22 protein-coding genes are annotated in these 25434 nt (G+C 61.7%); 10 read left to right on the plus strand and 12 right to left on the minus strand.

Annotation, left to right across the window (positions count from 1 at the left end):
* Window positions 1–241: 241 nt before the first annotated feature.
* Window positions 242–1114: a helix-turn-helix domain-containing protein gene (locus tag AC1RQ5_RS15305; protein ID WP_493200055.1), complete on the minus strand. Its 873-nt coding sequence runs from the start codon at window positions 1112–1114 to the stop codon at window positions 242–244.
* Window positions 1115–1251: 137 nt separating this feature from the next.
* Between AC1RQ5_RS15305 and AC1RQ5_RS15310 the strand changes: the two genes are divergently transcribed.
* Together AC1RQ5_RS15310 and AC1RQ5_RS15315 are read left to right on the plus strand one after the other, a co-directional pair.
* Entirely contained in the window at window positions 1252–3558 is a 2307-nt protein-coding gene (locus AC1RQ5_RS15310) for a TonB-dependent siderophore receptor (RefSeq protein WP_493200057.1), read from the plus strand.
* An 86-nt stretch (window positions 3559–3644) separates the two neighbouring features.
* Window positions 3645–4979, plus strand: a complete 1335-nt coding sequence (locus tag AC1RQ5_RS15315; protein WP_493200059.1) for a PepSY-associated TM helix domain-containing protein — start codon at window positions 3645–3647, stop codon at window positions 4977–4979.
* A gap of 61 nt (window positions 4980–5040) precedes the next feature.
* Here AC1RQ5_RS15315 and AC1RQ5_RS15320 read toward each other — a convergent pair whose 3' ends face one another.
* The 3 genes from AC1RQ5_RS15320 to AC1RQ5_RS15330 form a co-directional block, all read right to left on the minus strand.
* Window positions 5041–6903 carry an ABC-F family ATP-binding cassette domain-containing protein gene (locus tag AC1RQ5_RS15320; RefSeq protein ID WP_493200060.1) on the minus strand — a complete coding sequence of 621 codons (1863 nt, stop codon included), beginning with the start codon at window positions 6901–6903 and terminating at the stop codon, window positions 5041–5043.
* 58 nt (window positions 6904–6961) lie between these two features.
* Window positions 6962–7138 carry a hypothetical protein gene (locus AC1RQ5_RS15325; protein ID WP_398482661.1) on the minus strand — a complete coding sequence of 59 codons (177 nt, stop codon included), beginning with the start codon at window positions 7136–7138 and terminating at the stop codon, window positions 6962–6964.
* 174 nt (window positions 7139–7312) lie between these two features.
* A complete protein-coding gene (locus AC1RQ5_RS15330) occupies window positions 7313–7579 on the minus strand; it encodes a sulfur globule protein precursor (RefSeq protein WP_493200062.1) in 267 nt (88 codons plus the stop codon).
* Window positions 7580–7837: 258 nt separating this feature from the next.
* Here AC1RQ5_RS15330 and ndk point away from each other — a divergent pair, with 258 nt between their 5' ends.
* Together ndk and AC1RQ5_RS15340 are read left to right on the plus strand one after the other, a co-directional pair.
* Entirely contained in the window at window positions 7838–8260 is a 423-nt protein-coding gene (ndk, locus tag AC1RQ5_RS15335) for a nucleoside-diphosphate kinase (RefSeq protein ID WP_398482657.1), read from the plus strand.
* 89 nt (window positions 8261–8349) lie between these two features.
* Entirely contained in the window at window positions 8350–9183 is an 834-nt protein-coding gene (locus AC1RQ5_RS15340) for a TerC family protein (protein ID WP_493200064.1), read from the plus strand.
* A gap of 167 nt (window positions 9184–9350) precedes the next feature.
* On the opposite strand, the gene AC1RQ5_RS15345 is transcribed toward AC1RQ5_RS15340, so the two are convergent.
* The 3 genes from AC1RQ5_RS15345 to AC1RQ5_RS15355 all read right to left on the minus strand — a co-directional run bounded on the left by AC1RQ5_RS15345 (window position 9351) and on the right by AC1RQ5_RS15355 (window position 13292).
* Window positions 9351–10277, minus strand: coding sequence for a ketopantoate reductase family protein (locus tag AC1RQ5_RS15345; RefSeq protein ID WP_493200066.1), 927 nt, complete (start codon window positions 10275–10277; stop codon window positions 9351–9353).
* A gap of 53 nt (window positions 10278–10330) precedes the next feature.
* Window positions 10331–10936: a class GN sortase gene (locus AC1RQ5_RS15350; RefSeq protein WP_493200068.1), complete on the minus strand. Its 606-nt coding sequence runs from the start codon at window positions 10934–10936 to the stop codon at window positions 10331–10333.
* A gap of 91 nt (window positions 10937–11027) precedes the next feature.
* The gene (locus tag AC1RQ5_RS15355; RefSeq protein ID WP_493200070.1) at window positions 11028–13292 is read right to left on the minus strand and encodes a marine proteobacterial sortase target protein; all 2265 of its coding nucleotides are present in this window, start codon (window positions 13290–13292) and stop codon (window positions 11028–11030) included.
* 186 nt (window positions 13293–13478) lie between these two features.
* Between AC1RQ5_RS15355 and AC1RQ5_RS15360 the strand changes: the two genes are divergently transcribed.
* Window positions 13479–14249, plus strand: a complete 771-nt coding sequence (locus tag AC1RQ5_RS15360) for a helix-turn-helix domain-containing protein (protein ID WP_493203440.1) — start codon at window positions 13479–13481, stop codon at window positions 14247–14249.
* Window positions 14250–14465: 216 nt separating this feature from the next.
* Here AC1RQ5_RS15360 and AC1RQ5_RS15365 read toward each other — a convergent pair whose 3' ends face one another.
* Complete coding sequence (locus tag AC1RQ5_RS15365) at window positions 14466–14870, minus strand: hypothetical protein (protein ID WP_493200072.1); 405 nt, start codon at window positions 14868–14870, stop codon at window positions 14466–14468.
* Between the two features lie 163 nt (window positions 14871–15033).
* Here AC1RQ5_RS15365 and AC1RQ5_RS15370 point away from each other — a divergent pair, with 163 nt between their 5' ends.
* Window positions 15034–16992 (plus strand): adenylate/guanylate cyclase domain-containing protein, encoded by a 1959-nt coding sequence (locus tag AC1RQ5_RS15370; protein WP_493203442.1) that lies wholly within the window; start codon window positions 15034–15036, stop codon window positions 16990–16992.
* A 28-nt stretch (window positions 16993–17020) separates the two neighbouring features.
* Entirely contained in the window at window positions 17021–17602 is a 582-nt protein-coding gene (locus AC1RQ5_RS15375; protein WP_493200073.1) for a TetR/AcrR family transcriptional regulator, read from the plus strand.
* A 26-nt stretch (window positions 17603–17628) separates the two neighbouring features.
* On the opposite strand, the gene AC1RQ5_RS15380 is transcribed toward AC1RQ5_RS15375, so the two are convergent.
* Complete coding sequence (locus AC1RQ5_RS15380; protein WP_493200074.1) at window positions 17629–18570, minus strand: fatty acid desaturase; 942 nt, start codon at window positions 18568–18570, stop codon at window positions 17629–17631.
* Window positions 18567–19592, minus strand: a complete 1026-nt coding sequence (locus tag AC1RQ5_RS15385; RefSeq protein ID WP_493200076.1) for an alpha/beta fold hydrolase — start codon at window positions 19590–19592, stop codon at window positions 18567–18569. The genes AC1RQ5_RS15380 and AC1RQ5_RS15385 overlap by 4 nt, the downstream gene beginning before the upstream one ends.
* 307 nt (window positions 19593–19899) lie before the next feature.
* Here AC1RQ5_RS15385 and AC1RQ5_RS15390 point away from each other — a divergent pair, with 307 nt between their 5' ends.
* Together AC1RQ5_RS15390 and AC1RQ5_RS15395 are read left to right on the plus strand one after the other, a co-directional pair.
* The gene (locus AC1RQ5_RS15390; protein ID WP_493200077.1) at window positions 19900–20736 is read left to right on the plus strand and encodes an alpha/beta fold hydrolase; all 837 of its coding nucleotides are present in this window, start codon (window positions 19900–19902) and stop codon (window positions 20734–20736) included.
* Window positions 20737–20919: 183 nt separating this feature from the next.
* Window positions 20920–22917 carry a DNA/RNA non-specific endonuclease gene (locus tag AC1RQ5_RS15395; protein WP_493200079.1) on the plus strand — a complete coding sequence of 666 codons (1998 nt, stop codon included), beginning with the start codon at window positions 20920–20922 and terminating at the stop codon, window positions 22915–22917.
* Window positions 22918–22966: 49 nt separating this feature from the next.
* On the opposite strand, the gene purN is transcribed toward AC1RQ5_RS15395, so the two are convergent.
* Window positions 22967–23617 carry a phosphoribosylglycinamide formyltransferase gene (purN, locus tag AC1RQ5_RS15400; RefSeq protein ID WP_493200080.1) on the minus strand — a complete coding sequence of 217 codons (651 nt, stop codon included), beginning with the start codon at window positions 23615–23617 and terminating at the stop codon, window positions 22967–22969.
* Between the two features lie 7 nt (window positions 23618–23624).
* The gene (gene purM / locus AC1RQ5_RS15405; protein ID WP_493200082.1) at window positions 23625–24698 is read right to left on the minus strand and encodes a phosphoribosylformylglycinamidine cyclo-ligase; all 1074 of its coding nucleotides are present in this window, start codon (window positions 24696–24698) and stop codon (window positions 23625–23627) included.
* A 167-nt stretch (window positions 24699–24865) separates the two neighbouring features.
* On the opposite strand from purM, the gene AC1RQ5_RS15410 reads away from it, so the two are divergent.
* Entirely contained in the window at window positions 24866–25420 is a 555-nt protein-coding gene (locus tag AC1RQ5_RS15410; RefSeq protein WP_493200084.1) for a CDP-alcohol phosphatidyltransferase family protein, read from the plus strand.
* The last annotated feature ends 14 nt before the right edge of the window (window positions 25421–25434 follow it).

Genomic DNA, 25434 nt, shown 5'->3' on the forward strand with positions numbered 1-25434 from the left:
CCGCATGGCCGGGCGATTTTCGTTGAGAACGGGCGCTACAAATATTCCAACGAGAGGCGGCGCTCGAACACCTCTCCCCACCGGGGAGAGGTCGCGCGCGCTCGCGCGCGGGTGAGGGGGCTTCACTCCGACGGCGCTTGGGGCACCCCCTCACCCGAAATCTGCGCTTCGCTCCGATTTCGACCTCTCCCCGGTGGGGAGAGGTGTCCGCGCGCCTACGTTCGATCCATTTGAAGCTGCTTTAGCGCTTGGCGTTCCGCCATTCGCGTGGCGAGCAATCATACAGCCGGCGAAACGCCGCAGCGAATTTGCTCGGATTGGCGTAGCCGACCGACATGGCAATCTCGGTAATCGATCGTTCCGTCTGCAACAGCTCGCGCGCGCGTTCGAGCCGGCGCATGGTGAGATACTCATAGGGCGCGAGCCCGGTCGCCGAGCGGAATGCGCGCGTGAAACTACGAACGTCCAGACGCGCTTCGCGTGCGAGATCCCCGACATTCAGATCGTCGCCGAGGCGCGCGTCGATCATCTCCCGGATATGAGCAAGGCGCTGCAGCGGCAATGGTCTGCTCACGGTATCGGGCAGGGCAGCCGACTGCATGTCGGCCAGACGCTTCAGGATCAGAGCGACGCCATGCTGGAAGAACAGCGACGACATGCCATTGGCTTCGGCGTCGAGCCAGATTGCGCGCATCACGGAGGAGATCAGGGGATCATTGCGGATCGCGCTTGCTGCCGGGATCAGATCTTCGGCAGCCGACAGGCCGAAACTTTCGAGTTCGGCCGAGCCGATGGACAGGCCGAGCATATCCGCCGCTGGCGTGAAGCCGCTGCCCTGCGTATTGGGCAAAGCGAGTGCAAAGCTGCCCGGACGCATCACGCCCTCGACCGCGCCGTGCTCCGTCGATCGTCGTAACCGTCCACTGCCGGACAGGCACAGCGAGATCATCAGCCGCGGTGTGAGCTGAAATGCGCCTTCGAATTCCGAAAAGCTCGCCCGTGCCATCAGGATCGAGCCGCTCGCATTGGACAGCACCGGCTGCGCATCGATGGCCAGCTCCGCCACATTGCGTTCGAACCGCGTTCGCTCTCTTTGCCAGTCGTGATTGTTCATTAGAACATATCTAACAAGTTTAGCCGCGAATGGAGCATTCCCAGCCGTAATGGAGCAGTTTGCGCTTTTTGCAAAGCGCATATTGTGACCCGCGGATGTCGCTTTGGTTTGCGATGTCCCGGTTGGGGGCTTCCGGAATGAAGAACGGGTTTTGGCGCAGCGTGTCTTGCTGCGCATTGTTGTGCGTCAGCGGCATCTGGGTGGAAACGCGCGACGCACTCGCGCAATCGAATAGTTCGGGTGTCGCTGCCACCAGCGGCAACGCATTGCCACCGGTTGTCGTCGATACGCCGCGCCGCGAACGCACTGTGGCGCGCCGCGCAACGCAGCGCCAGGGTTCGCGCCGTGCCGTTGCAGTGACGCGTGCGCCTGCGGCCGTAGCTCCGGCAGCGCCCCTGATCAGCACCGCTGCATCGCCGGGGCAGGTTGTCGGCTATGTCGCGACGATCGGCTCGACTGGCACCAAGAGCGATGTGCCTCTGGTGCAGGTGCCCCAGTCGATCAATGTCATCACCGCCGATCAGATCCGTGATCAGGGCGCCCAGAGCGTCAGCCAGGCGCTCGGCTATACGCCCGGCGTGTCAGTCAATAATTTCGGCGCGCTGTCGCCCACCGATGCCTATACGCGCATCCGCGGTTTTCGCGCCGATCAGTATCTCGACGGGATGCGGCTGCCGATCCGCGGCGACGGTGCTGCGAGTTACGCGATCGAGCCTTACGGTCTCGAGCGGATCGAAGTGCTGAAGGGGCCGGCCTCGGGACTCTATGGTTCGAGCGGGCCGGGCGGTCTCATCAATATGGTGAGCAAGCGGCCGACATCGGTGCCGATCGGCGAAATCGAGCTGCAGACCGGCAGCTATAATCGCGCGCAGGCGGCCTTCGATCTCGGCGGCCCCATCACCAGCGACAAGCAGTGGCTCTACCGCCTGACCGGCCTCGTGCGCGATGCCGACACCCAGGTGCGTTACGCAGAAGATAATCGCGTGTTCATCGCACCGGCGCTGACATTCCAGCCGAACAACCAGACCAGCCTCACTTTCCTCGGTCATTACTCCGAGGAGAAATCGCGTTGGCCGTTCTTCAACCTCGTGCCGCCAAACGGCTCGATCCGGCCGAATCCGAATGGCCAGATTCCGCGCAGCACGAATACGGGCGAGCCAAGTTACGATCGTCTCGACCGCTCGCAATACGGCGTTGGCTACGCCTTCGAGCATCGCTTCACCAATGACCTGATCTTCAAGCAGAACCTGCGTTATGGCGAAGTGAAGAGCCAGGTCGATGCGGTGGCCAATGTGTTCGGCTTTTTCTTTACCAACGACAATCGCAATACGGCGCGCATTCCCATCAATGCCTATGATGCGGCCAATGCCTTCACCATCGACAATCAGTTGCTGGCGAAATTCAACACCGGCGTGCTGTCGCACGATGTGGTGGCCGGGCTCGATTATCGCGACGAGGATGCGCGCCGCATCTTCAAGCAGGGCACCGCGCCGCTGCTCCTGAACATTTTCGCGCCGGTCTATGGCCAGCCAGTCCCGGCGCCAACGGCCGTCGCCGAAGACTTCCAGGCTCGGGAAAAGCAGCTCGGCCTCTATCTGCAGGACCAGATCCGGCTCGGATCATGGCTGGCCTCGCTGAGCGGCCGCGCTGACTGGGTGGAGTCAAGCTTCAGCAACTTCAGGAACAACACCGTCATCAACCAGAACGATTTTGCGACCACCGGCCGCGCTGGTCTGAGCTATCTGTTCGACAATGGGGTCGTGCCCTATGTCAGCTACGCCACCTCGTTTCAGCCGGTGACCGGCGTCGGTGCGACCGGCGATGCGTTCAAGCCGTCCACTGGCGAGCAGGTCGAGGTCGGCGTGAAGTATCAGCCGGTCGGCACCAACAGCCTGTTCACGCTGGCTTACTTCGATCTCACGCAACAGAACGTTGTGGCCTCCGACATCCTCGGCGTTCGCCGCCAGACCGGCGAGATCCGGGTACGCGGTGTCGAGGCGGAAGCGAAGACGGAGATCACCCGCGAATTCAGCATGATGGCGTCCTATGCCTATCTCGATGCTGAAATCACCAAGAGCGCGCGTCTCGCCGAACTCGGCAAGCGGCCCGCGGAAACGCCGAACCATCAGGCATCAGTCTGGGGCCAATATCAGTTTCTGCACGGTCCCTTGGATGGCCTGAAACTGGCGGCTGGCGTGCGCTATGTCGGTCAGACCGAGGATGACAGCCACACGCTTTTCATTCCGGACTATGCCTTGCTGGATGCGCGCGTCGCCTATGATTTCGGTGCGCTCCGGCGCGACCTGCGCGGCCTCACCATGGCGGTCAATATGTTCAACCTGACCGACAAATATTACGTGACCGGCTGCTTCAGCGTGAATGCCACGGCCTGCGCGCTGGGGCAGGGCCGCAAGGTGGTCGCCTCCATCGCCTATCGCTGGTGACGTCGATTCGCCAATGGCTGGCAAGGCGGGATTGCGCCTGCGCAATCCCGCCTTGCTGCGTGTGAGGACCGAGAGGCGTTTGGTGCATGCTCGCAAGTACGCTTCGAAAATGGTCCGTCGTGCACAAATGGACCAGTCTGATCTGTACGCTGTTTCTGCTGATGCTGTGCATCACCGGCCTGCCGCTGATCTTCCGCCACGAGATCGATGCGATGCTCGATGGTGGCCCGGCGAAGCCGACACGATCGGAGCAGGCTGCACCGGCAAGTCTCGATATCGCGGCCGGCAACGCACAGCGTGCCTTGCCCGGTCAGTTCATCCAGGCGTTCTTCTGGGATCACGACGACCCCACCGAATTGAGTTTTGTACTGGCTCCAACACCCGGCGCACATCCGACGCAGAATCGCACGCTGCGCGTCGATGCCATGTCGGGCGAGGTGATGAGCGAAGCGAAAACGCGCGAACGCTACACCTATTTTCTGTTGCGGCTTCACACCGATCTGTTTCTCGGCCTCTACGGCAAACTGTTTCTCGGTGTGATGGGTCTGTTGTTCGTCGTGGCGACCGTCTCCGGCGTCGTGATCTACGGCGTGTCGATGCGGAAACTGTCTTTCGGCACCATGCGTTTCGACCGATCGACGCTGCTGCGGTGGCTCGATCTGCACAATCTTCTCGGCATCGTGACAGTAGCCTGGGTCATGGTGGTCGGCATCACCGGCGTCATCAATACGGGGGCTGATCTCGTCATCAAGGCCTGGCAGAACGGACAATTGGTCGAAATGGTTGGTCCGGTGAAGAACCGGCCACGTCCGCAGGTTCTGGCGTCGGTGCAATCGGCCGTTGATATGGCGCAAGCGACGATCCCGAGCATGAAGCCGTTCTTCGTGGCCTATCCCGGCTCGCTGTTTTCGAGCCAGAGTCACTACATCGTCTTCATGCACGGCAATGCGCCACTCACGGCGCGTCTGCTGACGCCGGTGATGATCGATGCGATGGACGGCAGCTTCGTCGATTCACGCAGCCTGCCTTGGTACGTCTCGACTGTGCTGTTGTCCCAGCCGTTACATTTCGGCGACTATGGCGGATTGCCGCTGAAGATCGTCTGGGCGGTGATGGATATCGCGGCTATCGCGATCCTGATCAGCGGGCTCTATCTGTGGATAGGGCGGCGCGGACGCCGGCTCGCGTCTCGAGAGGCACGAACCGAAGCCGGCGCCATCCGTCACCGCATCGACCTGCGTGCGGTATACCGTATTCCAATCTGGCTGATGGTCGTATCGCTATTCGGGCTGGTCGTCGCGCTCGTCGGCGATGGGATTTGGAACATCGTGGGCTGGCTCTCCCTCGCGTTGCCCATCTTTGTGGTGGCCCTCAAATATCGGCAGGCGAGAAAACCACATCCGCGCGCACCTGGACGGTGATCTGCCACGGCACATTTTCGCCGCAAGTGTGCCGCCGTGCGGCCGCACGAATTCTCGTCGATCAGGCGCTGTTTGCGTCTTCCAGCAGCGCGCTGGCGTTCAGCCATTGCTCTTCGGCCCGGGCCAAAGCATCGGCTGCTGCAGCGCGGGCTTTGGTGAGTTGTGCAGCCTGTTTGGGATCTTTCGTAAAGATATCTGGCAAAGCTAATGCGGTATCGATCTTCGCGATGATCCCCGTAATGCGCGCCATCTCGGTTTCGGCTTCGGCGATCTGCTGCTTCGGTGAGCTGCGCTTTTCCTTCGTGCGCACCGGCTTGTCTTCAGTCGCAACACGCTCGCGCGCCGGCGTGCGCGGATCGCGGATCTGCATCACCTGCTTGCGATAGTCTTCGAGGTCACCATCGAAATTGGTGACGGTCTTGTTGGCGACGACCCAAAGCTGATCGGCGCAGGCCTCGATCAGATAACGGTCATGCGAGACCATGATCACGGCGCCTGGGAATTCGTTGATCGCTTCCGCGAGCATCGCGCGGCTGTCGATGTCGAGATGGTTGGTCGGTTCGTCCAGGATGATCAGGTTCGGGCCGTAGAAGGTCGCGAGGCCGAGCAGCAGGCGGGCTTTCTCGCCGCCGGACAGGCTTTTTACCGTTGTATCCGCAGCCTTGCCGGAGAAGCCGATATTGCCAGCACGCGCGCGGACCTTGGACTCCGGGGCTTCCGGCATCAGCTTTCGGATATGATCATAGACCGACTGCTCCATCACCAGTTCATCGACCTGATGCTGGGCGAAATAGGCGACGGATAGTTTGTCAGCGCGCGTCACCGCGCCGGAAAACGGCTGCAGCTTGTTCGCGATCAGTTTTACGAGAGTCGATTTGCCGTTGCCGTTGGAGCCAAGCAAAGCGATCCGGTCTTCGGTATCGACGCGCAGCGTCACCTTGCTGAGCACGGGCTTGCCGGGCTCATAGCCGATCGAAACATTGTCGAGCGCCAGGATCGGCGGCGACAGCATCTTTTCCGGTGCGGGGAAGTGGATCTCGCGCACGTCATTGCTGACGATGGCCGCGACCGGCTTCATGCGCTCCAGCATTTTCACGCGCGACTGCGCCTGGCGGGCTTTCGATGCCTTGGCTTTAAAGCGATCGACAAAATCCTGCAGCCGCTTGCGCTCGGCTTGCTGGCGTTCAAAATTCTTCGCCTGCAGCGCTTCGCGATTGGCGCGGAATTCTTCGTAATTCGAGTAGGTGCCGCGATAATGCACCAGCTTGCCGCGGTCGAGATGCAGGATCTCGTTCACGGAGACATCGAGCAGATCGCGGTCATGGCTGATGACGATCACCGTGCGCGGATAGTTGGCGAGGTGATCCTCCAGCCACAGCGTGCCTTCGAGATCGAGATAGTTGGTCGGTTCGTCCAGCAGCAGCAGGTCCGGCGCCGAGAACAAGGTCGCCGCCAGCGCCACGCGCATACGCCAGCCGCCGGAGAATTCCGAGCAGGAGCGCAGTTGATCCTCAGCCGGGAAGCCGAGGCCGCTCAGGATGGCGGCGGCACGGGCCGGGGCGGAGTGGGCGTCGATATCGACCAGGCGTGTCTGAATGTCGGCGATGCGGTCGGGATCCGTGGCCGTCTCGGCCTCGGCCAGCAGCGCGTAGCGCTCGACATCTGCCTTCAGAACCACGGAAATCAGGCTCTCCGGCCCGTCCGGCGCTTCCTGGGCCAGGCTTCCAATCCGCCAGCGCGGCGGAATGCTGATGCTACCGCCCTCAAGCGAGAGGTCGCCGCGGATGGCATGGAACAGGGTGGATTTGCCGACACCGTTACGGCCGACGAAGCCGACGCGCGCGCCGGGGGCAATCTGCACCGTGCTTTCGTCGATCAGAAGCCGGCCGGCGATACGGATGGAAATGTCGGTAATGGAGAGCATGCGGCCTTGTCACCGCTGCAGAGCACAAACGCAACCCGGATTTGCGGGGTCCCACCGCTCAGGCGCTGTCTTTGTCGCGCTGCTGAAGTTCGCTGAGGAGCATCTGGAGGTGCGACGGCAGGGAGTCGTCGGTCCCCATATCCCGGCGCAGCCGTTCCCCGATGGCGTTGCGGATTGCCGCGCTGGTGTTGCGGTCCATCTCGTCCTCGCGGTTGGTGGGGAAGGGTGACGTCATAGCCGATCCAAGGTGTGTTCGTTGCCGTACAGATATCAAGGCAAGTCACACGGGTTGAAAATGTTTCCCGTTTCCCGGATTTCAGCGCGATTGGTTCAAAAAAGGGTGAAATATCCACAGGTGCAATGCAAAAACGCCCGGCCGGGAGGGGCCGAGCGTTCCTGTGGTAAATAGTTAGTAGCAGCGATTGATCGTCCGCCAGCGGGGTCCCCACGGGGTGGGAACCACCCGACGGACCCAGCAGCCGCCTCCGCCGTAATAGGCCGGGCCGGCTACGAAGCGCGGCCCTCCGGCAAAACGGGGCGGGCCGCCCCAGCCGCGGTGCCATCCGCCGCCGTGCCATCCACCATGTCCGCCCCAGGCCGAGGCGGAAGTCGGCGCCAGCGCTGCGGCGCCCAGGGAGGCGGCAGCGACCAAAGTCAGTGCAATCTTGCGGAACATCGTCATCTCTCCTCGTCGGCACGTCCGTTGGCCGGTGGATGCCGCCGGAAGCGGGTGGGGCGTGCTGTTGAGATGAAGCTAGGCCCCGGCGGCTGAACGCAGGCCGGCCAGATCTGTCAGAAACGGTTCATCTGCATGACATCTTGGTCATTTTTGCTGTCCAGATGGCAGGAGCGATGCTGACGGATCGCTTGCCGTTCCAGCATGGCGCCGATATAAGCCGCCATCTTTCCAACTATCGTTATTCAAGGATGTATCATGGCCATCGAGCGTACCTTTTCGATTCTGAAGCCCGACGCGACCGAGCGCAATCTGACCGGCGCGATCAATGCGCTGATCGAGAAGGCCGGCCTGCGCATCGTCGCGCAGAAGCGCATCCACATGACCCGCGACCAGGCCGGCACCTTCTACGCCGTCCACAAGGAGCGTCCCTTCTTCGGCGAGCTCGTGGACTTCATGACCTCGGGTCCGGTCGTCGTGCAGGTGCTGGAAGGCGAAGGCGCGATCCTGAAGTATCGCGACGTGATGGGCGCCACCGATCCGTCGAAGGCCGCTGAAGGCACCATCCGCAAGGCTCACGCCAAGTCGATCGGCGAGAATTCGGTGCATGGTTCGGATGCTGCCGAGACCGCCGCGATCGAAATCGCGCAGTTCTTCGCCGGCAACGAGATCGTCGGCTAAGCTTTAGCCGAACGCGACTATCTGCCGGCGCGCGGGGGCGCGCCGGCATTTCCATAAGACGACAACGACGAACAAAAGAGGGGCGCACTGTGGACTGGCTACTGCAAGTTTTCGATCCGGCGACGATCAAGTCGGTTTTCACCCAGTTTCAGCTCGAGATGCAGCAGCCCGCTTTCTGGGTTGCCGTCGGCAAGATCATCTGGATCAACGTGCTGCTGTCGGGCGACAATGCGCTCGTGATCGCGCTTGCCTGCCGCGGCCTCGAGCCGAAGCAGCGCATGTGGGGCATGATCCTCGGTGCGGCCGCCGCCGTCATCCTCCGTATCATTTTCACCGGCATTGTCGCCTCGCTGATGGCACTGCCCTATCTCAAGCTCGTCGGTGGTCTCGCGCTGATCGTCATCGCGGCCAAGCTGCTGGTGCCTGAACCGGAAGAAGAGGACGGCGTAAAGGCCGCCTCGAATCTCTGGGCCGCCGTGCAGATCGTGGTCATCGCCGATATCGTGATGAGCCTTGATAACGTGATCGCCGTCGCCGCCGCCGCCAATGGCAGCGTGCCGCTGCTGATCCTCGGCCTCGCCATCAGCGTGCCGCTGATCGTCGCCGGCGCGGCGCTGATCATGGCGCTGCTCACCCGCCTGCCGGTGCTGGTGTGGCTCGGTGCTGCGCTGCTCGGCTGGGTCGCCGGCGAAGTGATCGCTACAGATCCTGCGGTTCTGCCGGCGCTGCACAGCTTCTTCGGTGGTTCGCTGGGCGCCAGCCTCGATGGCGTGTTTGCCTCGCTCGGCAGCGGCATCCGCTTCACCGGTGACGGCACCGGCGGCGAGATCCTCTGCGGTCTGCTCGGCATCTTCGTTGTGCTGGCCGTCGGCGGGCTGTGGCGTCGCCGCAGCCAGGCTGCGAATGCAGGGCATGCGGCGTAAGCCAGCTGGCTGTTTCGAACTTTCAAACGGGCGCTTCGGCGCCCGTTTTTCGTAGGATGGGTTGAGCGGAGGCGCGAAGCGCCGGAGCGAGAACCCATCGGCGGATTCCGCCACATGGTCGGACTGATGGGTTTTCGCTACGCTCAACCCATCCTACGGCCGCGAGGCTAGTCCAACATCTTCCGCTCGCGTGCCTTCACAATGCCGACCACGGTGTCATTCACCGGCGTCGGCACGCCGAGCGGGTTGCCCAGGCGCGGGATCGAACCATTGATGGCGTCGATCTCGCAGCGGCGACCGGCCTCGTAATCCAGCAGCATCGATGGCTTGGCATGCGGGATCTTGCCGCCGAGCTTGCGCACATGCGCGACGGGATCGCCGACATCGAGGGTGATGCCGGATGCGCGGGCGACCGCGATCGCTTCCTCGGCGCAGCCGCGCGCGACTTTCCACGCGTCCGCATCATCGATGATCTCGCCGATAGTCAGCCCGGTGGTGCAGGACGTGCCGGAGAAGGCGACATTCATGATCAGTTTCTCCCACACCATCTGCTTGATGTCGTCGAACAGCGCGACCTTGAATCCGGCCGACTCCCAGATTGTTGCTGACGCTTGCACCAACTGTTTTGGCAGGCCGGCATAACTGCCGAAGCGGATCATCTCCATGCCGTTGTGATGGACATGGCCGGGGCCGCGCATCGATGCGCCGAAACCACCGACAACGCCGACGGCGATGCGATCGGCGCCGATGATGGGAGCAGCGACTTCAGGCGAGCCGAGGCCGTTCTGGATCGTCTGCACCACGGTTTCGGGGCCGAGCAGCGGCGCGCAGCTTTGCGCGGCGGCTTCCACATCAAATGCCTTGGTGGCGATGATGACGAGATCGCAGGGGCCGATGCCATCGGTGGTGGTTGCGCCATGGATCGGCACGGTGCGGTCGCCACTGATGCCCTCGCAGCGCAGGCCTTTGGTGTTCATGGCTTCGGCATGATCCGGCCATGCGGTGATCGCGTGGACCTCATGGCCGGCATCGACCATCAAGGCTGCATAGACCGATCCCATCGCGCCGCAGCCCACGATTGCCACTTTCGCCATTCATTCACTCCCTGTCATGCGGCGCTGTTTTGATCGCGCTTCGCGCATGCAGATTACTTCTTCTGTGCGGGATCGAGCAATGCAATCGGAGATGTCGGTTGCTCGCTCAGCAAGGTTGCGTGGACCACGTAGCGCAGCGGTCCCTCGGTGATGGCGTCGAGCGGCCAGCAGGTGGTCAGCGCCAATCCGGTTTCATCGGCACGGGCATCAATGTCCGACGCATCGAAGGGGACGATGGACGTGCCCGTGACCCGATAGCGAACATGGCGGCCATCGCTGCGTGTCACGTCGATGTCGTCGCCGACCACGACGTCACCGAGAAAACGGAAATGCGTATCGCGATGGGCGGAATAGACGGCGATGCCGGGCTCGCCGGCGTCGGGTGTATTTTCCACATGGCCGGGCCCGAAAGCGAGCGCCTGTCCGCTGCTGCCATGCAGTGCGATGGCGCCGGCGTGGAGTCGCTTCACTTCGATCCGTGCCACGGGCCAGGTGTCCGCCCACGACCATGGTTTGACGGGGTGGCCGGTGGCGAGCGACGCCGTGAAGGCACGTTCGAGCAGCACTTGCGCGAGCATGGCCTTGGCATGGATGTAGCTACCCTGGCCGAAGAGAAGGACGCCGATCAGCGCGAACAAAGCGGCGGTGATGCGGAGCATGGCGATGTCCTTGCGTAATGGGGAAGGGAAAGCGCGCGCGGCCGGGGATGCCGCGCGCGCCGGGAGGAAACGGCCGCTCCCATCGCCGCCGTCAGCGGGGGATCATCCGACGGTGGCGCAACATCACAAGCAGCAGGCTCAATGAGAGCAGCACGAGACCGAGCATCATCTTCAGCTCCGCATTCGTGGCCGTCTTCGGCAGTTGCACGGTGGCGGGTTGCGCGATCTGCACAGGCTGCGGCCGCTTCGACGTGGCGATCTGGACCAGCTTGCCGTCCGTCTCGGCCCGGCGCTCGGCAGGCGGTCTCGGCAACTGCGGGCGCTCGCCGAACACTTTTGCAAAATCCCAGCCGGCGGGCAGGTTGGCCGGCAGATCCGAGAGCCTGAGCGGTTCGCCTGCAGGGCGGCTCGGCGTCTTGTCGATGGCCACGAGGCTGGTGAGCCGCGTCACGAGCTGGTGTTCGAGGGCGAGCGACAGGATGGCGCTGTCAGCATCGGCGGGCTTGAGCTTGTTGAGCGTGCGCGCCACTTCCGCATCGTCGATCATGCGGCGTGCCCACACTTTGGAAAGACCTTTGCCTTCAGCCGCGCGATCGAGCGGCAGTGTGACGGTCCAGGGCTGATCGCCGATGCGGCCCTTGATGGTGACGCTGCCGGCGAGCTTGTCGAGGCGTGCTGCAAGAAGCAGTGGCTCGCCGCGATAGAGATCGGGCAGGGCGTTCGGCGTCAGATCAGCCTTGGCCTCCGAGAACGAGGCGGTGAGGCCGGTGACGACAGGATTTTCAAGCTTTGCAAACAGGTCGCGCATGCGGGTTTCGACCTGCGCCGTCGAGCCGATATGGGTAAAGGTGCCGCGACCAAGTTCTGCGGCGCGGGTCATCAGGAATGTGTTCGGCGCCGAGCCGATGCCGACCATGAAGATCCGTGACCGACCTCGCAATGCGGTGATCGTATCGAACAGCTGTTGCTCGTTGCCGATGGCGCCATCGGTCAGGAACACCACCTGGCGCAGCGTGCTGCCGTCAGCATTCGTGTCGTCTGCGAGGGCTGCGCGCATGGCTGGCACCATCTCGGTGCCGCCCTTTGCCTCCAGGCCGCCGACGTAAGACGTGGCATTGTTGATGTGCTGGCTGTCCGCAGGAACCGACGACGGAAACAGCATGTCCATGGTGTGATCGAAGCGGATGACATTGAAGCGATCAGTCGGCTGCAGGCGGCCGAGCGCATAGGTCAGGCTGGCTTTGGCCTGAGTGATCGATGTGCCGCCCATGGAGCCGGAATTATCGATAACAAAGATGACCTCGCGGGGCATCGGCTTTTGCTCAGCCGTCGCGGCCGGCGGCGTGACATAGGCTAGGAGATAATCGGATTTGCCGAGCTGTTCGCGAAACAGGCCGACTGACGGGGTGGTTTCTGCGGCTGGCTTCCAGCTCAGTTCGAAATCACGATCGGCGGGCACGGCGCCGTCGGCCAGCGTGATGACGCGTGTGGCACTGTCGGGGCTATCGATCTTGACGCGGTGATGATGGCTGGTGACATCGCCGAGCGGGAAGCCGGCCTGCAGGCGCACGGTGATGGTGGTCGGATTGACTGGCGCGTGCTTCGCGGGATCGAGCACGGGCTGGGTGATGCGGTCGCGATCCGGAACAGGATCGGATGCGGCGGTGCCCCAGCCGCCGCCGTCCTGGCGCAGGTCGACGGTCTGCACGATCGGTGCGGGATTGTAGCGGGGGCCGACCACCATCGGAATCCGCAGCGAGAAGTCGCTGCCGTTCTGATGCACCGGCTCCTGATATTCGATCTGCACCAGCACGGTTTCGCCGGGGCCAATATTGGCGACGGCATTGGTAAAGATGTTCGGTCGCTGCTGTTCGGTCAGTGCCGCTTTCTGACCGGCCTGCTTGGCCTGCTCATAGATGGCGCGGGCCTGTGCGCGCTCCTTGATGTCGCCGACCACGACGCGGTCGCCGATCACCAGTTTGAGCGTATCCACGGCGCCGCCTTGCGGCAGCGGATACATGTAGGTCGCCTCCACCCAATCATTGGTCGGATTGCGGAAGATTTGCGTGACGCGGGCGCGCATGGTCGGGCCGGACACGCCGAGGTCGACATCGATGCCGAGGCGGGTGGCTTCGGCGTTGCCGGTTTCCGACTTGATGATGAGCGAGCCGGAGCGGGGCGCGTCATCGCCTGTGGCCGACCAGGCCGGGCTGAGGTCGAACAGCAGCAGCCCGATGCCGAGCAGGAACGCGGCGACGCCGCCGAGTGCGAACAGCAATATCTGTTCGATCAGGTCCGGCAACCCAGTGACGCCGCGCTCGTCGGCGTCGTGGTGGTCGTAATCGATGGTGGTCATGTCAGGCACTCCCGAAGGCATTGCGATGACCAAGTCTTGCGGGACGCTGATCGGGCGGACGAGCGTGATGATCGGCATTGATTGGCCGTTCACCGCCGCACATGCGCATCCGGCCATGCGGGCATGTGCGGTTTTGTGCTGGGTTGTCCGTCTGCTAATGTACTGGGCGAAATGACAGGGATGACGATGCAGACGCCGGACAAGCAGCTTTCCGACGAACAGAGCCGGGAAATTGCCGCCATCATTCGCGAGGAACTCGCGCGTCGCCGCATCTCGCGGCAGACACTGGCCGAACAGGCCAAGCTCAGCATCTCCACGCTGGAGAAAGCGCTGGGAGGCCGGCGGCCCTTTACGCTCGCAACAACAGTGCGTTTGGAGGAAGCGCTCGGCGTATCGCTGCGCAAGGGCGCGGATGCGCCGGTGGTCGCCGTGGCGAGCAACGGCAATGGCGATGTCGCGCCCGACAGTCTTGGCGCCTATTCGCGGCGCTCCATGAGCTGGATCGCCGGCGCCTATGTCACGCTGCGGCCGTCATTCGGCGAGGTTGGATCGATCTATGCCTATCGCACCGAGATCGCGTGGGACGCCATGGGCTCCTGCTACGAGTTTCGCGAGGCCGAGCGGCAGGATGCGGCCTATACGCAGTTTGGCGAGGTCTCGGTGCCGAACCAGTCCGGCCACATCTATTTCGTCACCAACCGCAACGGCCAGTTTCGCCTGATCACGGTGTCGCGGCCGACCATTGCCGGCGAGATGTATGGGATCATCAACACGCTGCTGGCAGGGCGCGGCTCGCTGCTGACGCCAATTGCGGCGCCTATCGCGTATGTGCCGATGGCGGGCATCGCTGAGCCAAGCTATGGACGGATCGCAGCAGGTACGCCGAACTACGATCTCTATCGTACCCATCTGCAGAAGATCATGGACGAGCCATTCGCCATGTTCCTGCAGGGATAGAGCTGTTTTGGATTGAGACTACTCAGTCCTCATGGTGAGGAGCGCGCCTCTTGGTGCGCGTCTCGAACCATGGAGCTTGGCGCCATCCTTCGAGACGCGGTCGAAGACGACCGCTCCTCAGGATGAGGGAGTTCTCGCTGAGGCCGAATCATTTCAAGGCGAAATTGCTCCAGCTTCGACAAGGATAGCGGCGCGGATCACCGCGCCGCGTCGCGCTCAGGACTTCTTCTTTTTCGGCTTGGCTTTAGCCTTGGGTGCTGCGGCCTTCTTGGCCTTTGCAGCTTTCTTGGCCGGCTTGGGAGCCTTCTCGGCCACCTTCTCCGCAGCCTTGGCAGCGTCCGCGACAGCCTTTGCTGCAGAGACTTCCGCGGCCATCCGCATCGACCGTGCAAAACTGTCAGCGGCGTTGTCGGCGGAGATTTGCAGGCGGCGGGCGGCGGCGGTGCCTTGCTCGGTCACATCCCTGGCGGCCTGCTTGTAGCGCTCCTTGGTGCCAGCCTCTTTCGCCTTGGCGGCGAGGCCGTTGAAGTGATCGCGCCGTGCCTTGATGGCGGCGAGGATGGTTTTGTTCTGCTGCTTTGCGGTCTGCCTGATGACCACATCGATATCGGCGCCCGCCATATCCTGCTTCCTTAATGATCGGTTAAACACTTGCGCGCCTAGACTATGCGGATACCGCTTAAACTTTGCAATCAGCGGTACGCCGGCATAATGCTTGGGCGATCGAGCAATCGCATAGCACCGATAATGTTCGAGTTTTGCTAACGCGGGCGGCCTCGCAGTGATGAAACACACGCAGTGGCGCGTCAGTTTCCGGACATCGATCATCGCGGTGTTCGTCGGCATCGTGCTGACCGTCGGGCTGGCGCTGCTCTATCTCAGCTTCAGCCGCGTCAACGCCATCGTCCGCACCGCCGCGTCGTCCTATCTCGGCGCGGTGGCGCAATCCTCTGCGGACCGGATCGATGGCCAGTTGAAATCGGTCCGCGACAATCTCGATATCCTGCGCGGCATGCCGTCGGTCCAGGCCGCCGATATCAGCGACAACCAGCGCCTCTACAACCTGCTGGCCTCGATGCTGCGGAATAACCGACAGCTTGGCAGTCTCTACATGGGCTATGACGACGGCTCGTTTCTCGAAATGGATTTTATCGAGCGTTTGGGCCCCGAAGCCCGCAAGCGCATGGGGGCGCCGGAGGCGGCGGCTTTCAGGATGTTCCTGATCGTCAAGTCGGGACCGACCGGCGCACGTCAGGCATCGACGGCTTATATTGATGGCTCCTTGCGAGTGCTGCAGCGAGTGCCGGGTCCGGACGACTACGATCCGCGCAAGCGGCCCTGGTATGCCGGCGCGTTCGAGCCCGATGCTGCGTTGCTCACGGCACCTTACATTTTCCATCTGATCGGCAATGTCGGCTACACGCTGCGCCTTCCCATCAGCGGCGACGGCGCAGGTGTCGTTGCCGGCGATATCCTGATCGGCGAAGCTGAGACGATGCTGCGCCAACAGGGGCTGGGTAAATCCGGCGTCGCTTTTCTGTTCGACGAAACGGGCCGGGTGCTTGCGCATCCCGATCTGTCGAAATGGCTGGGCGCGCGGGTGACCGGCGATCGCCTGCCGGATCTGCCGCGCCTCGCGGACGTTGATAAAGTAGGGGCGTCGTCAGCAATCGAAGCCTGGCGCAAGACTGGGCAATCCGAACAGTTTTTCAAAGACCCGAACGGCCGCGAATATCTGGCGGCGATCCAGCCCGTGAATGTGGCCGGGACGGCGGATCTGCGGGTGATCGTCTTTGCGCCCATCGATGAATTTTATTCGGACATCGTGGCCGAGCGGCGCTCGCTCATTATCTTCGCGATGCTGATGCTGCTGACGGCATTGCCGCTGGCCTTCCTGATCGGCAACCGGCTGTCGCTGTCGCTGCGCATTCTGGCGCGCGAGGTGGATCGCATCCAGCGCTTCCGCTTCTCGACCATGCCGCGGCTGCGGTCGCCGATCCGCGAGATCGACGATCTCGGCCGCTCCGTCTACACGATGCGCTCGCTGGTGCAGACTTTTTCGCATTTCGTGCCGAAGCGGCTGGTGCAGCAATTGGTGGAGACCGGTGACTCCATGGAGCTCGGCGGTACGCGGCGCGAGGCGACGATCCTGTTCACCGATGTCGAGAATTTCACCAGCCTGACCGAGGAGAAAGATCCGACGCAGGTGATGCTCTACACGTCGCGTTACTTTGCTGCGATCTCCAACGTCATCGCGGCAAATCAAGGTACGGTCGATAAGTTCATCGGCGATGCGGTGATGGGAATCTGGAACGCACCCGTCGAATATGACGACCATGTCCTGCAGGCCTGCGAGGCGGTGCTGCGTTGTATCGAGGTCAATCAGGCTCTGAACGAGGAGTTCGAGCGGGAGGGCTGGCCGGCTTACAACACGCGTTTCGGGCTCCATGTTGGCGATACCATGATCGGCAATATCGGCTCTTCCGATAGAATGAATTATACGGCACTCGGCGCAACGGTGAATCTGGCATCGCGCCTGGAGACGCTCAACAAGGATTACTCAACGCGGGCGCTGGTCAGCCAGGCCGTGAAAGACGCGGCCGAAGCCCGCTTCACATTCCGCAGTGTGGCAACCATCAAGCCGAAGGGCTTTGCCAGGGAGGTCGGCGTCTATGAGTTGCTTGGGCGCCGCACGGATGCGCCGGCTCTGCCTTTGACGGATGTCGTCAGTCCCGCTGTTTGATCGCGCTATTTCGCGCTATAGGACTTTCATGTCCGATATCAAACCGATCCGCCGCGGCCGCCCGCGCTCCGTTGAAACGGAAGAGGCGATTCTCGACAGCGCCTATCGCATGATGGCAATCGATGGTCTCACTGCCGCAACCATCGATGCGATCGCGCGCGAATCCGGCGTGTCGAAGATGACCATCTACAAATGGTGGCCATCACGCGAGGCACTGCTGATCGATGCCTTCCTGAAGCAGGCGGCGAGCATGTTGCCAATCCCGGAAAGCGGCGATGCCATTGCGCGCATCAGTCGGCACGCAGCGGCCTATGCCGCGGCACTGAGCGGCGAGTTCGGCAAGGTGCAACTGGCTGTGATTGCCGAATGCATCGCGCGCACGGGATCGGCGCGCATGTTCTCGGAACGCTATCTTAGCGCTCGCCGCGATATTACGGTGGCGATCATCAAGGCCGGTCAGAAGGACGGTTGTGTGACGTCACCGGAGCCCGCAACGGACCTCTATGATCGCATCTATGGAACGCTGTTTTATCAGGACGCATTCGGTTTTCGAGCTGTCACGGCTGACCATGCGCGGAAACTGGTGAAGTCGGTATTGTCAGGTGCGTAGGGTGGGCACGCTGCGCTGTGCCCGCCCTACAGGCCACGTGCGCGGCGAAACCAGGCAAAGGTCTCGCGGGTAACGCGGCGGTAGCCGCGGCCGCGATGCAGGATGCGATCATCGACGATGGCATTCAGCTTTGGCAAAGCGTGAAAGGGCACCGACGGATAGGCGTGGTGCTCCACATGGAACGGCATGTTCCAGCTGAACCACTTCATCAAGGCGCCGGTGTAAGTGGTGCGGGTATTTTCGAAAGCGCTGCGGGTATGTTCGCAGCCGGTATGCTCGGCATAAAGATAGGGCCGCAAGAACAGCTGGCCGACGATCAATGGCAGCACCCAGCACCACAACAGCATGGTCGTGTGCAGGGCGACCGATCCAGCCAACAGCAACAGATAGACCAGCACATAGATGCGCGCTTCGCGGACGACGAGGCCGCGCTTGTTCTCCGGAATCCATGGCGCAACAGCCTGTCCCGTAAAGGCGCGGCGAAGCAGCAGGCGGATGCGGTTGGTAAGCTGGATGATGCCCGTATAGGCGATCGCCAGCTTGGTATCCGATGACGGGATGGTCGCGGTCACCAGTTCTGGGTCGCGATCGGGATCCTGGGTGAAGCGATGATGATCCCAGTGAAACAGTGCGTAATACTCATAGGGATGCACGATCAGAAACGATGAGAGATGACCGAGGATTTCATTGGCAAGACGGCTGGTGAAAACCGTTTTGTGCGCGGCTTCGTGTACGGGCATGAACAGGAAGGCGATGAGATAGCCCTGGACCGCAACCAGCGGCAACGCCCAGATCGCGCCATAGCGCGAGACGGTCAGCCAGATTGCGGTACCGACGACCAGGATCGCGCCATAATGGCTCAGTGACCGCACGGTGCCCGGCAGATTGGCGCGGATGGACAGGTCTTTGAGCTGCGCAGGCGTCAGCGCACGCACGGGCTTGTGATGATGGGTATCGATGCTTGTCATGTGTCGAGGAAAGCCTTGATCTTGGCGTTCAGGAATGCCTTGTCCGCGGGGACCTTGATCGGATTGCCGGCGCGGTGGCCGTGCAGCGAGGGGATCGGGCAAAGCTCCGCCGAGCGCGCATTGGTGAGCAAAGGCAGCTCGGCCTCGTTATCGCCGACCTGGAAATAATCGTCGGTGGCGCCCGGCATCAGCAGCACGCGGGTCTTGATGGCCGCCATTGCCTTGCTGAAGTCGCCGCCGAATTCGGCACACTTGCTGATATCGCCATTCTGCCACGTCCAGAGTTGGGCGAGAATGTTGTTGGCATCGCGATGTGCAAAGGCCATGTCCCATGAGCGGCTGAGGTAATCCTCCAGCGACGTGAAGCCGCCCTCGCGCCAGAGTTCGTCGCGGTAGAATCCGTGCGACATCGCCCAGCCGGCATAAACACGCCCCATGGCACGCAGGCCTGCAGCGGGGCGAGAGGTGAAGCGGCCATCGGTAAAAGCCGGATCGGCGGTGATCGCGGCGCGGACGCTTTCCAGAAACACGGTGTTGAATGGCGAGCATCGAGCGCTGCCGCAGACGACGGCTGCACGTTCCACCATGTCGGGATAGCGCGCGGCCCAGTGATAGGCCTGCATGCCGCCCATCGACCAGCCATAGACCATGGCGAGGCGCGGGATGCCAAAATGCTCGGTGACCAGGCGATGCTGGACCGCGATGGCGTCGTGATAGGTGATCGTCGGATAGTCCGCGTCAAAGCCAGGCGTATTCGACGGCGACGAAGAAAGTCCGTTGCCGAACAGGTTCGGAATGATGACGAAATAACGCTCCGGATCGAGCGCTGCGCCCGGCTCGATCAGCCATTCCGTGTCATAGTGCTGGGCGGCAAACGAGGTCGGATAGAGGATGGCATTCGACTTGTCGGCATTGAGCCGGCCATAGGTCTTGTAAGCCAGCTTGAGGTCGCTGAAGACCTTGCCGGATTGCAGCGTCACGTCTCCGGCGTCGAAGATGTCGTAATCGGGTGATACGCTCATGCGAGAGTTTCCAGAAAGCGATGGCCATTGCGCGTCGCGCAATTGAGACAAGTCAATAACTGGACCATAAGTACAATAAATAGCAGGCGGCAACGGCAAAATACGGGAGAGGCGCCGCAATTGCGGGCAGCAATCTGCTTGTTCTTTGCGCGATGCTGCGGTGCACGAATGTCCAAGACACGGATGGAACGGACAATGTACTGACGTCACGGTGGCGCTGATTGCAGGATTTCTTGGGCGTTTCAACGTCTTGCAGGTGCGGCGCCTTTCGATCCGATCGGATTCCAAGCCAGCAAGGAGCCTCGATATGCCAACCATCACCACCAAAGACGGGACGGAGATTTTCTACAAGGATTGGGGGCCGAAGGATGCGCAGCCGATCATGTTCCATCACGGCTGGCCGCTGTCGTCGGACGACTGGGATGCGCAGATGCTGTTCTTTCTCAAGAATGGCTACCGGGTCGTTGCCCATGACCGCCGTGGCCATGGCCGCTCGGCGCAGGTCTCCGAAGGTCACGACATGGATCACTACGCTGCCGACGTCTTTGCGCTCGTCGAGGCGCTCGATCTGAAAAACGCCGTTCATATCGGCCATTCCACCGGCGGCGGCGAAGTCGCTCGCTATGTGGCCAAATACGGTGAGCCGTCGGGCCGCGTCGCCAAAGCGGTGCTGGTATCCGCCGTGCCGCCGATCATGGTGAAGACTGAGGCCAATCCCGAGGGACTGCCTATCGAAGTGTTCGACGGCCTGCGCGCCGCGCTCGCTGCCAACCGCGCGCAGTTTTTCGTCGATCTTCCGGCCGGCCCTTTCTACGGATTCAACCGCGAAGGTGCGAAAGTTTCGCAGGGCGTGATCGACAACTGGTGGCGTCAGGGCATGATCGGCAGCGCCAAGGCGCACTATGAGGGCATCAAAGCGTTCTCGGAAACCGACCAGACCGAGGACCTCAAGGCCATCTCGGTGCCAGTGCTGGTGCTGCATGGCGATGACGACCAGATCGTGCCTTATCAGGACGCCGGCGTCCTGTCCGCCAAGCTGGTGAAGAACGGCACGCTAAAAATCTATCCGGGCTATCCGCACGGCATGCTCACGACGCATGCGGACGTGATCAATCCGGACCTGCTGGCTTTTGTAAAAGGCTGAGCGACATGCCAGAGGGCGCTGCGGTGACAAACCGCTGCGCCCTTTAGCGCGCCGACGAGCTTGCGCGCCTGCACCGACTGTCAGAGATGGCGTTGTTGTGCTATTCATCAACCCAAGGTAGATTAAGGTCTGGCGGAGGTCTGGATCTGTCCGACCGGCTGCGGTGACCTTGGGGAGGGGCGAATGCAGATCGGCCGTGATATCCAGAATGCGCGGCGCGGTAGCGACCGGCGGGACATTGTTCCCACCACATCTCATGCACTTGCAATTCAACTCCAGAAAATCATCAGGCAGGCTGAGTCCGGAAAGACGTCATCGGCGGGCCGAGACAAGCGGGCTGATCGAGCAAAGCGGGACAAAGACCTTGATGTGCGCGCGGGTTTGATTCAGGCACCGCGCAGCGATCCCAACGGCCTGGAACGACTGATCGGCAGAAGTGATTTGCTGTCGATCAATTTTCTCGACCTAGGCAAACGCGCGGCGGCGGCTGTTTGCCGTATAAAAGTCCCGACCAATGGCGGCGCCTGGTATGGTACGGGCTTCCTCGTCGGTCCACGCTTGCTGGTAACCAATAATCATGTGTTGGGCGATGCGGACGAAGCCAGCCAGTGCGAAGCGCAATTCGGCTATGAACACGATGCCGATGGCGTGCTGCAAAATCCCGTCTGCTTCAATCTGCGTCCTCACGAGATTTTCTACACCAATCCTGATTTAGACATCACATTTGTCGCGGTGACGCCGCTGTCCGATCAAGGCGTTTCACTCGATCGTTATGGGCGCCTGCCATTGCTGCCGCTCCGCGGTAAGACGCTGGACGGCGAGTGGGTGACGATTATTCAGCACCCAGGCAGTGAGCCTAAGCAGATCGCGATACGGTCCACGCAGATCGTCAAGCTAGACAAGAAGCTTGCTGCGAGCCTCAAGGTTGAAAATTTTATCCACTACTCGACAGATACCGAACCAGGATCGTCTGGCGCTCCGGTGCTCAACGATCAGTGGCAGGTTCTGGCCGTGCACCATAAGGCAGTGCCGGCGCCGCAGAAAAATGCGACCAGACCAAATGCCGAGCCGATCTGGATTGCCAATGAGGGCATACGTGTCAGCGCGATATTCGAGTTGCTCCAAAGCGACCGTATCAACAATCCGCAAGCTGACCTCGTTCTCGACCGCTTGGGAGTGGCGTTGGGGTTTCTGCCTTTGCCGGATGGCGCGGAGCGCGCTGAACTTGCCTTCGAAGCCGATCACAAGCCGCTACCTGCCAAAAGATGGACGAACGTAAAAGGTTATGATCCTGCGTTTCTCGGTGCCGGCTCGAATATCGAACTTGCGAAAATCTACGCGCCGATTTTGGCAGAAGGCAATGTAGCGCCGTTGCTGGGGAAGTCGTCGAAACACGAACTCGCTTACCGCCATTTCTCGGTCGTCATTCACAAGGCACGTAAATTTCCTCTGCTAACGGCCGTCAATATAGACGGAGCAAATCTGATGCGTCCCGAGAAGCGCAAGAACACCTGGCGCCGGGATGTCCGCATTGCCGACGAATATCAGCCTGCAGGAAATTTCTACGAAAGGAACAAGGGAGATGATCCCGTTCCATTCAGCCGCGGTCATCAGGTGAGGCTTCTCGATCCCTGCTGGACGACCTCCATTGGTACAGGTGCTGCAGTTGAAATAGAGCAATGTATGGAAGATACATTTCACTACACCAACGCGGCCCCGCAATTCCAGAAATACAACGACACCGACTGGGGCAATCTGGAAGATTACATATTGGACAAGGCGCAAACCACTGAGAGAAAGCTTTCGGTGTTTACTGGGCCGATCTATCGCGATGACGATCCGCTCTATGGCCAGCATCGCGAGGGCGGGCCATGGCGAATTCCGCTGACCTTCTGGAAGATCGCAGTGCTGAGAAAGACGACAGAGAAGATTGTCGCTGCCGCCTTTGTTGTCGGACAACTCGAATACATAAAGGCGCTCTACGAAGCGAAAGTCTTTACTGGACTGACGCCGTATTCCGTCGAAGAGATGAAGAAGCGGACCATTCAGACGACGATTGCGGCCGTCGAGAATGCGTCAGGGTTGAATTTCTCGGTGCTGAAGCAATTCGATGCGCATGGATCGCTGGAATCGACCCGCAAGACGCGCGTCATCAGCAATCTTGCAGATATTACCATCTAGCCGAGAAATGGTCCGTTTGCTTGGTCCGTAGATTTGCCGGGGGAACGCGTCAAATCACAGTCGGCGCGATCAGGCTGTCTTCGGCATCGACGCCGGCGGTGCTGGTCGTCACGTCGCCGGTGATCTTGATGCCATCCGTCGCCAGCAGTCGCAGCGCCTGCGGATAGATCTGATGCTCCACGCTGAGCACCCGGGCCGCCAGCGTGTCGGCGGTGTCGTCAGCGGCCACAGGCACCGCGCCCTGCATCACGATCGGCCCGGCATCGGTTTCCGGGATGACGAAATGCACGGTGGCGCCCGAAATCTTCACGCCGGCGCGGAGCGCCTGGCCGTGGGGGTCGAGGCCGGGGAAGGATGGTAGCAATGACGGATGGATGTTCAGCATCCGGCCATACCAGCGCTGCACGAACTCCGCCGTGAACAGGCGCATGAAGCCGGCGAGGCAGATCACCTCGATCTTGTGCTCGTCGAGGGCTGCCTGCAGCAGCTTCTCGAAGCCGGCGCGGTCCTTACCGAACGGCTTGCTCTCGATCACCAGCGTCTCGATGCCGTTCGCCTCTGCATTGGCAAGGCCCGGTGCATCGGCGCGGTTGGAAATCACGAGCGCGATCTTGGCCGGGAAGCCATCGGCCGAGGCGGCTTCGATCAGCGCGGACATGTTCGAGCCGCGGCCGGAAATCAGGATGGCGACAGGGCGCATCACGGCCTCACAGTTTCAGGTCGAGATGCCCGTCATAGACCACGCGCTCGTCGCCCTTGGCCTCAACCACGTCGCCGAGCAGCGAGACGGTCTCGCCGGCTTCGCGCAGGATGTCCATCACCTCTTGCACCGCGTCGGGCTTGACGATGGCGATCATGCCGATGCCGCAATTGAATGTGCGCAGCAATTCGAGCTCGGCGATGTCGCCTTCGGCAGCGAGCCACTTGAACACGGGCAGCACATTGAGAGCGGGGAGGTCGATGCGGACACCGAGGCCCGCTGGCAGCACGCGCGGGATGTTGTCCGTAAAGCCGCCGCCGGTGATATGGGCGAGGCCCTTCACCGCTCCGGTCTCGCGGATCGCGCGCAGGCAGGACTTTACGTAAAGTTTTGTCGGCGTCAGCAGCGCGCCGCCGAGCGTCATGACGGGCGAGAAGGGCGCCTTGTCGGCATAGGAGAGGCCAGTGCGCTCGACGATTTTGCGAACAAGCGAAAAACCGTTGGAATGCACGCCCGACGAAGCGAGGCCGATCACGGCGTCGCCGACGGCCATGTCCTTGGTCGGGAGCAGGGTGCCACGTTCGGCCGCGCCGACCGAAAAGCCGCCGAGGTCATAGTCGCCGTCCTTGTAGAGGCCGGGCATTTCCGCGGTCTCGCCGCCGATCAGCGCGCAGCCGGATTCCCGGCAACCTTCGGCGATACCGGCAACGATGGAGGCGGTCGCTTCGGGGTCGAGCTTGCCGCAGGCAAAATAGTCGAGGAAGAAAAGAGGCTCGGCGCCCTGGACCACGAGGTCGTTGACCGACATGGCGACGAGGTCGATGCCGATGCCGTTATGCACATTGGCCTCGATGGCAATCTTGACCTTGGTACCGACGCCGTCGGTGGCGGCCACCAGGATCGGATCCTTGAAGCCGGCTGCCTTCAGATCGAACAGGCCGCCAAAACCGCCGATCTCGGCATCGGCGCCGGGGCGGGCAGTGGCGCGCACCATCGGCTTGATGAGGTCCACCAGACGATTGCCGGCATCGATGTCGACGCCTGCATCCGCGTAAGTGAGGCCTTTTTTCTGGTCGGTCATGCCCGGTATCCTGGCGAAGTGCGAAATTGTGAATTTTCCGCTGGTTACGTCGTAAATTGCGGTCGCGCAATGGCTCGTAAACGCTATCCCGGCTACTATCTAGGCGTTACGCCGGTCAGGGCAGCGATGCCCGGATTCTGGCACGATCCGCAGCCGGAAAGCGCCAGTTGAGTATCCCGAATATCATCACTCTGGGCCGCATTCTGCTGGTTCCCATCGTCGTCTGGGCGATCGCATCCGGCCAGATGGAGATCGCCTTTGCGGTCTTCGTGATCGCCGGGGTCAGTGATGCCGTTGATGGCTTCCTCGCCAAGCGCTTCAACATGGCCAGCGAACTCGGCGCGCTGCTCGATCCCCTGGCTGACAAGGCCCTTCTGGTGTCGATCTATGTGTCCCTGGGGATATGGGGGGCAGTACCGCGCTGGCTGGTGATTCTGGTGGTGTCGCGGGATATCATGATCGTGGGTGCCGTGATCGTTTCCTGGCTGTTCGGGAAGCCGATCCCGATGAAGCCGCTGATGGTCTCGAAGCTCAATACGGTGGCCCAGGTGGGCTTCGCCGCCTTGGTCCTCGCCGCCCTCGGATTTGGTTTCAATTCGTCGCCTTACGATTTGATTCTAATGGGTTTTGTGACTGTCCTGACACTCGCTTCCGTGGCCCTTTACCTGGTCGAATGGGTGAGGCACATGAGCACGATCGAGACGGGCGCGCGCCCTGAGTAAATTGCCGGTCACCC

The sequence above is a fragment of the Tardiphaga sp. GW821-FHT12E02 genome (assembly GCF_058807155.1).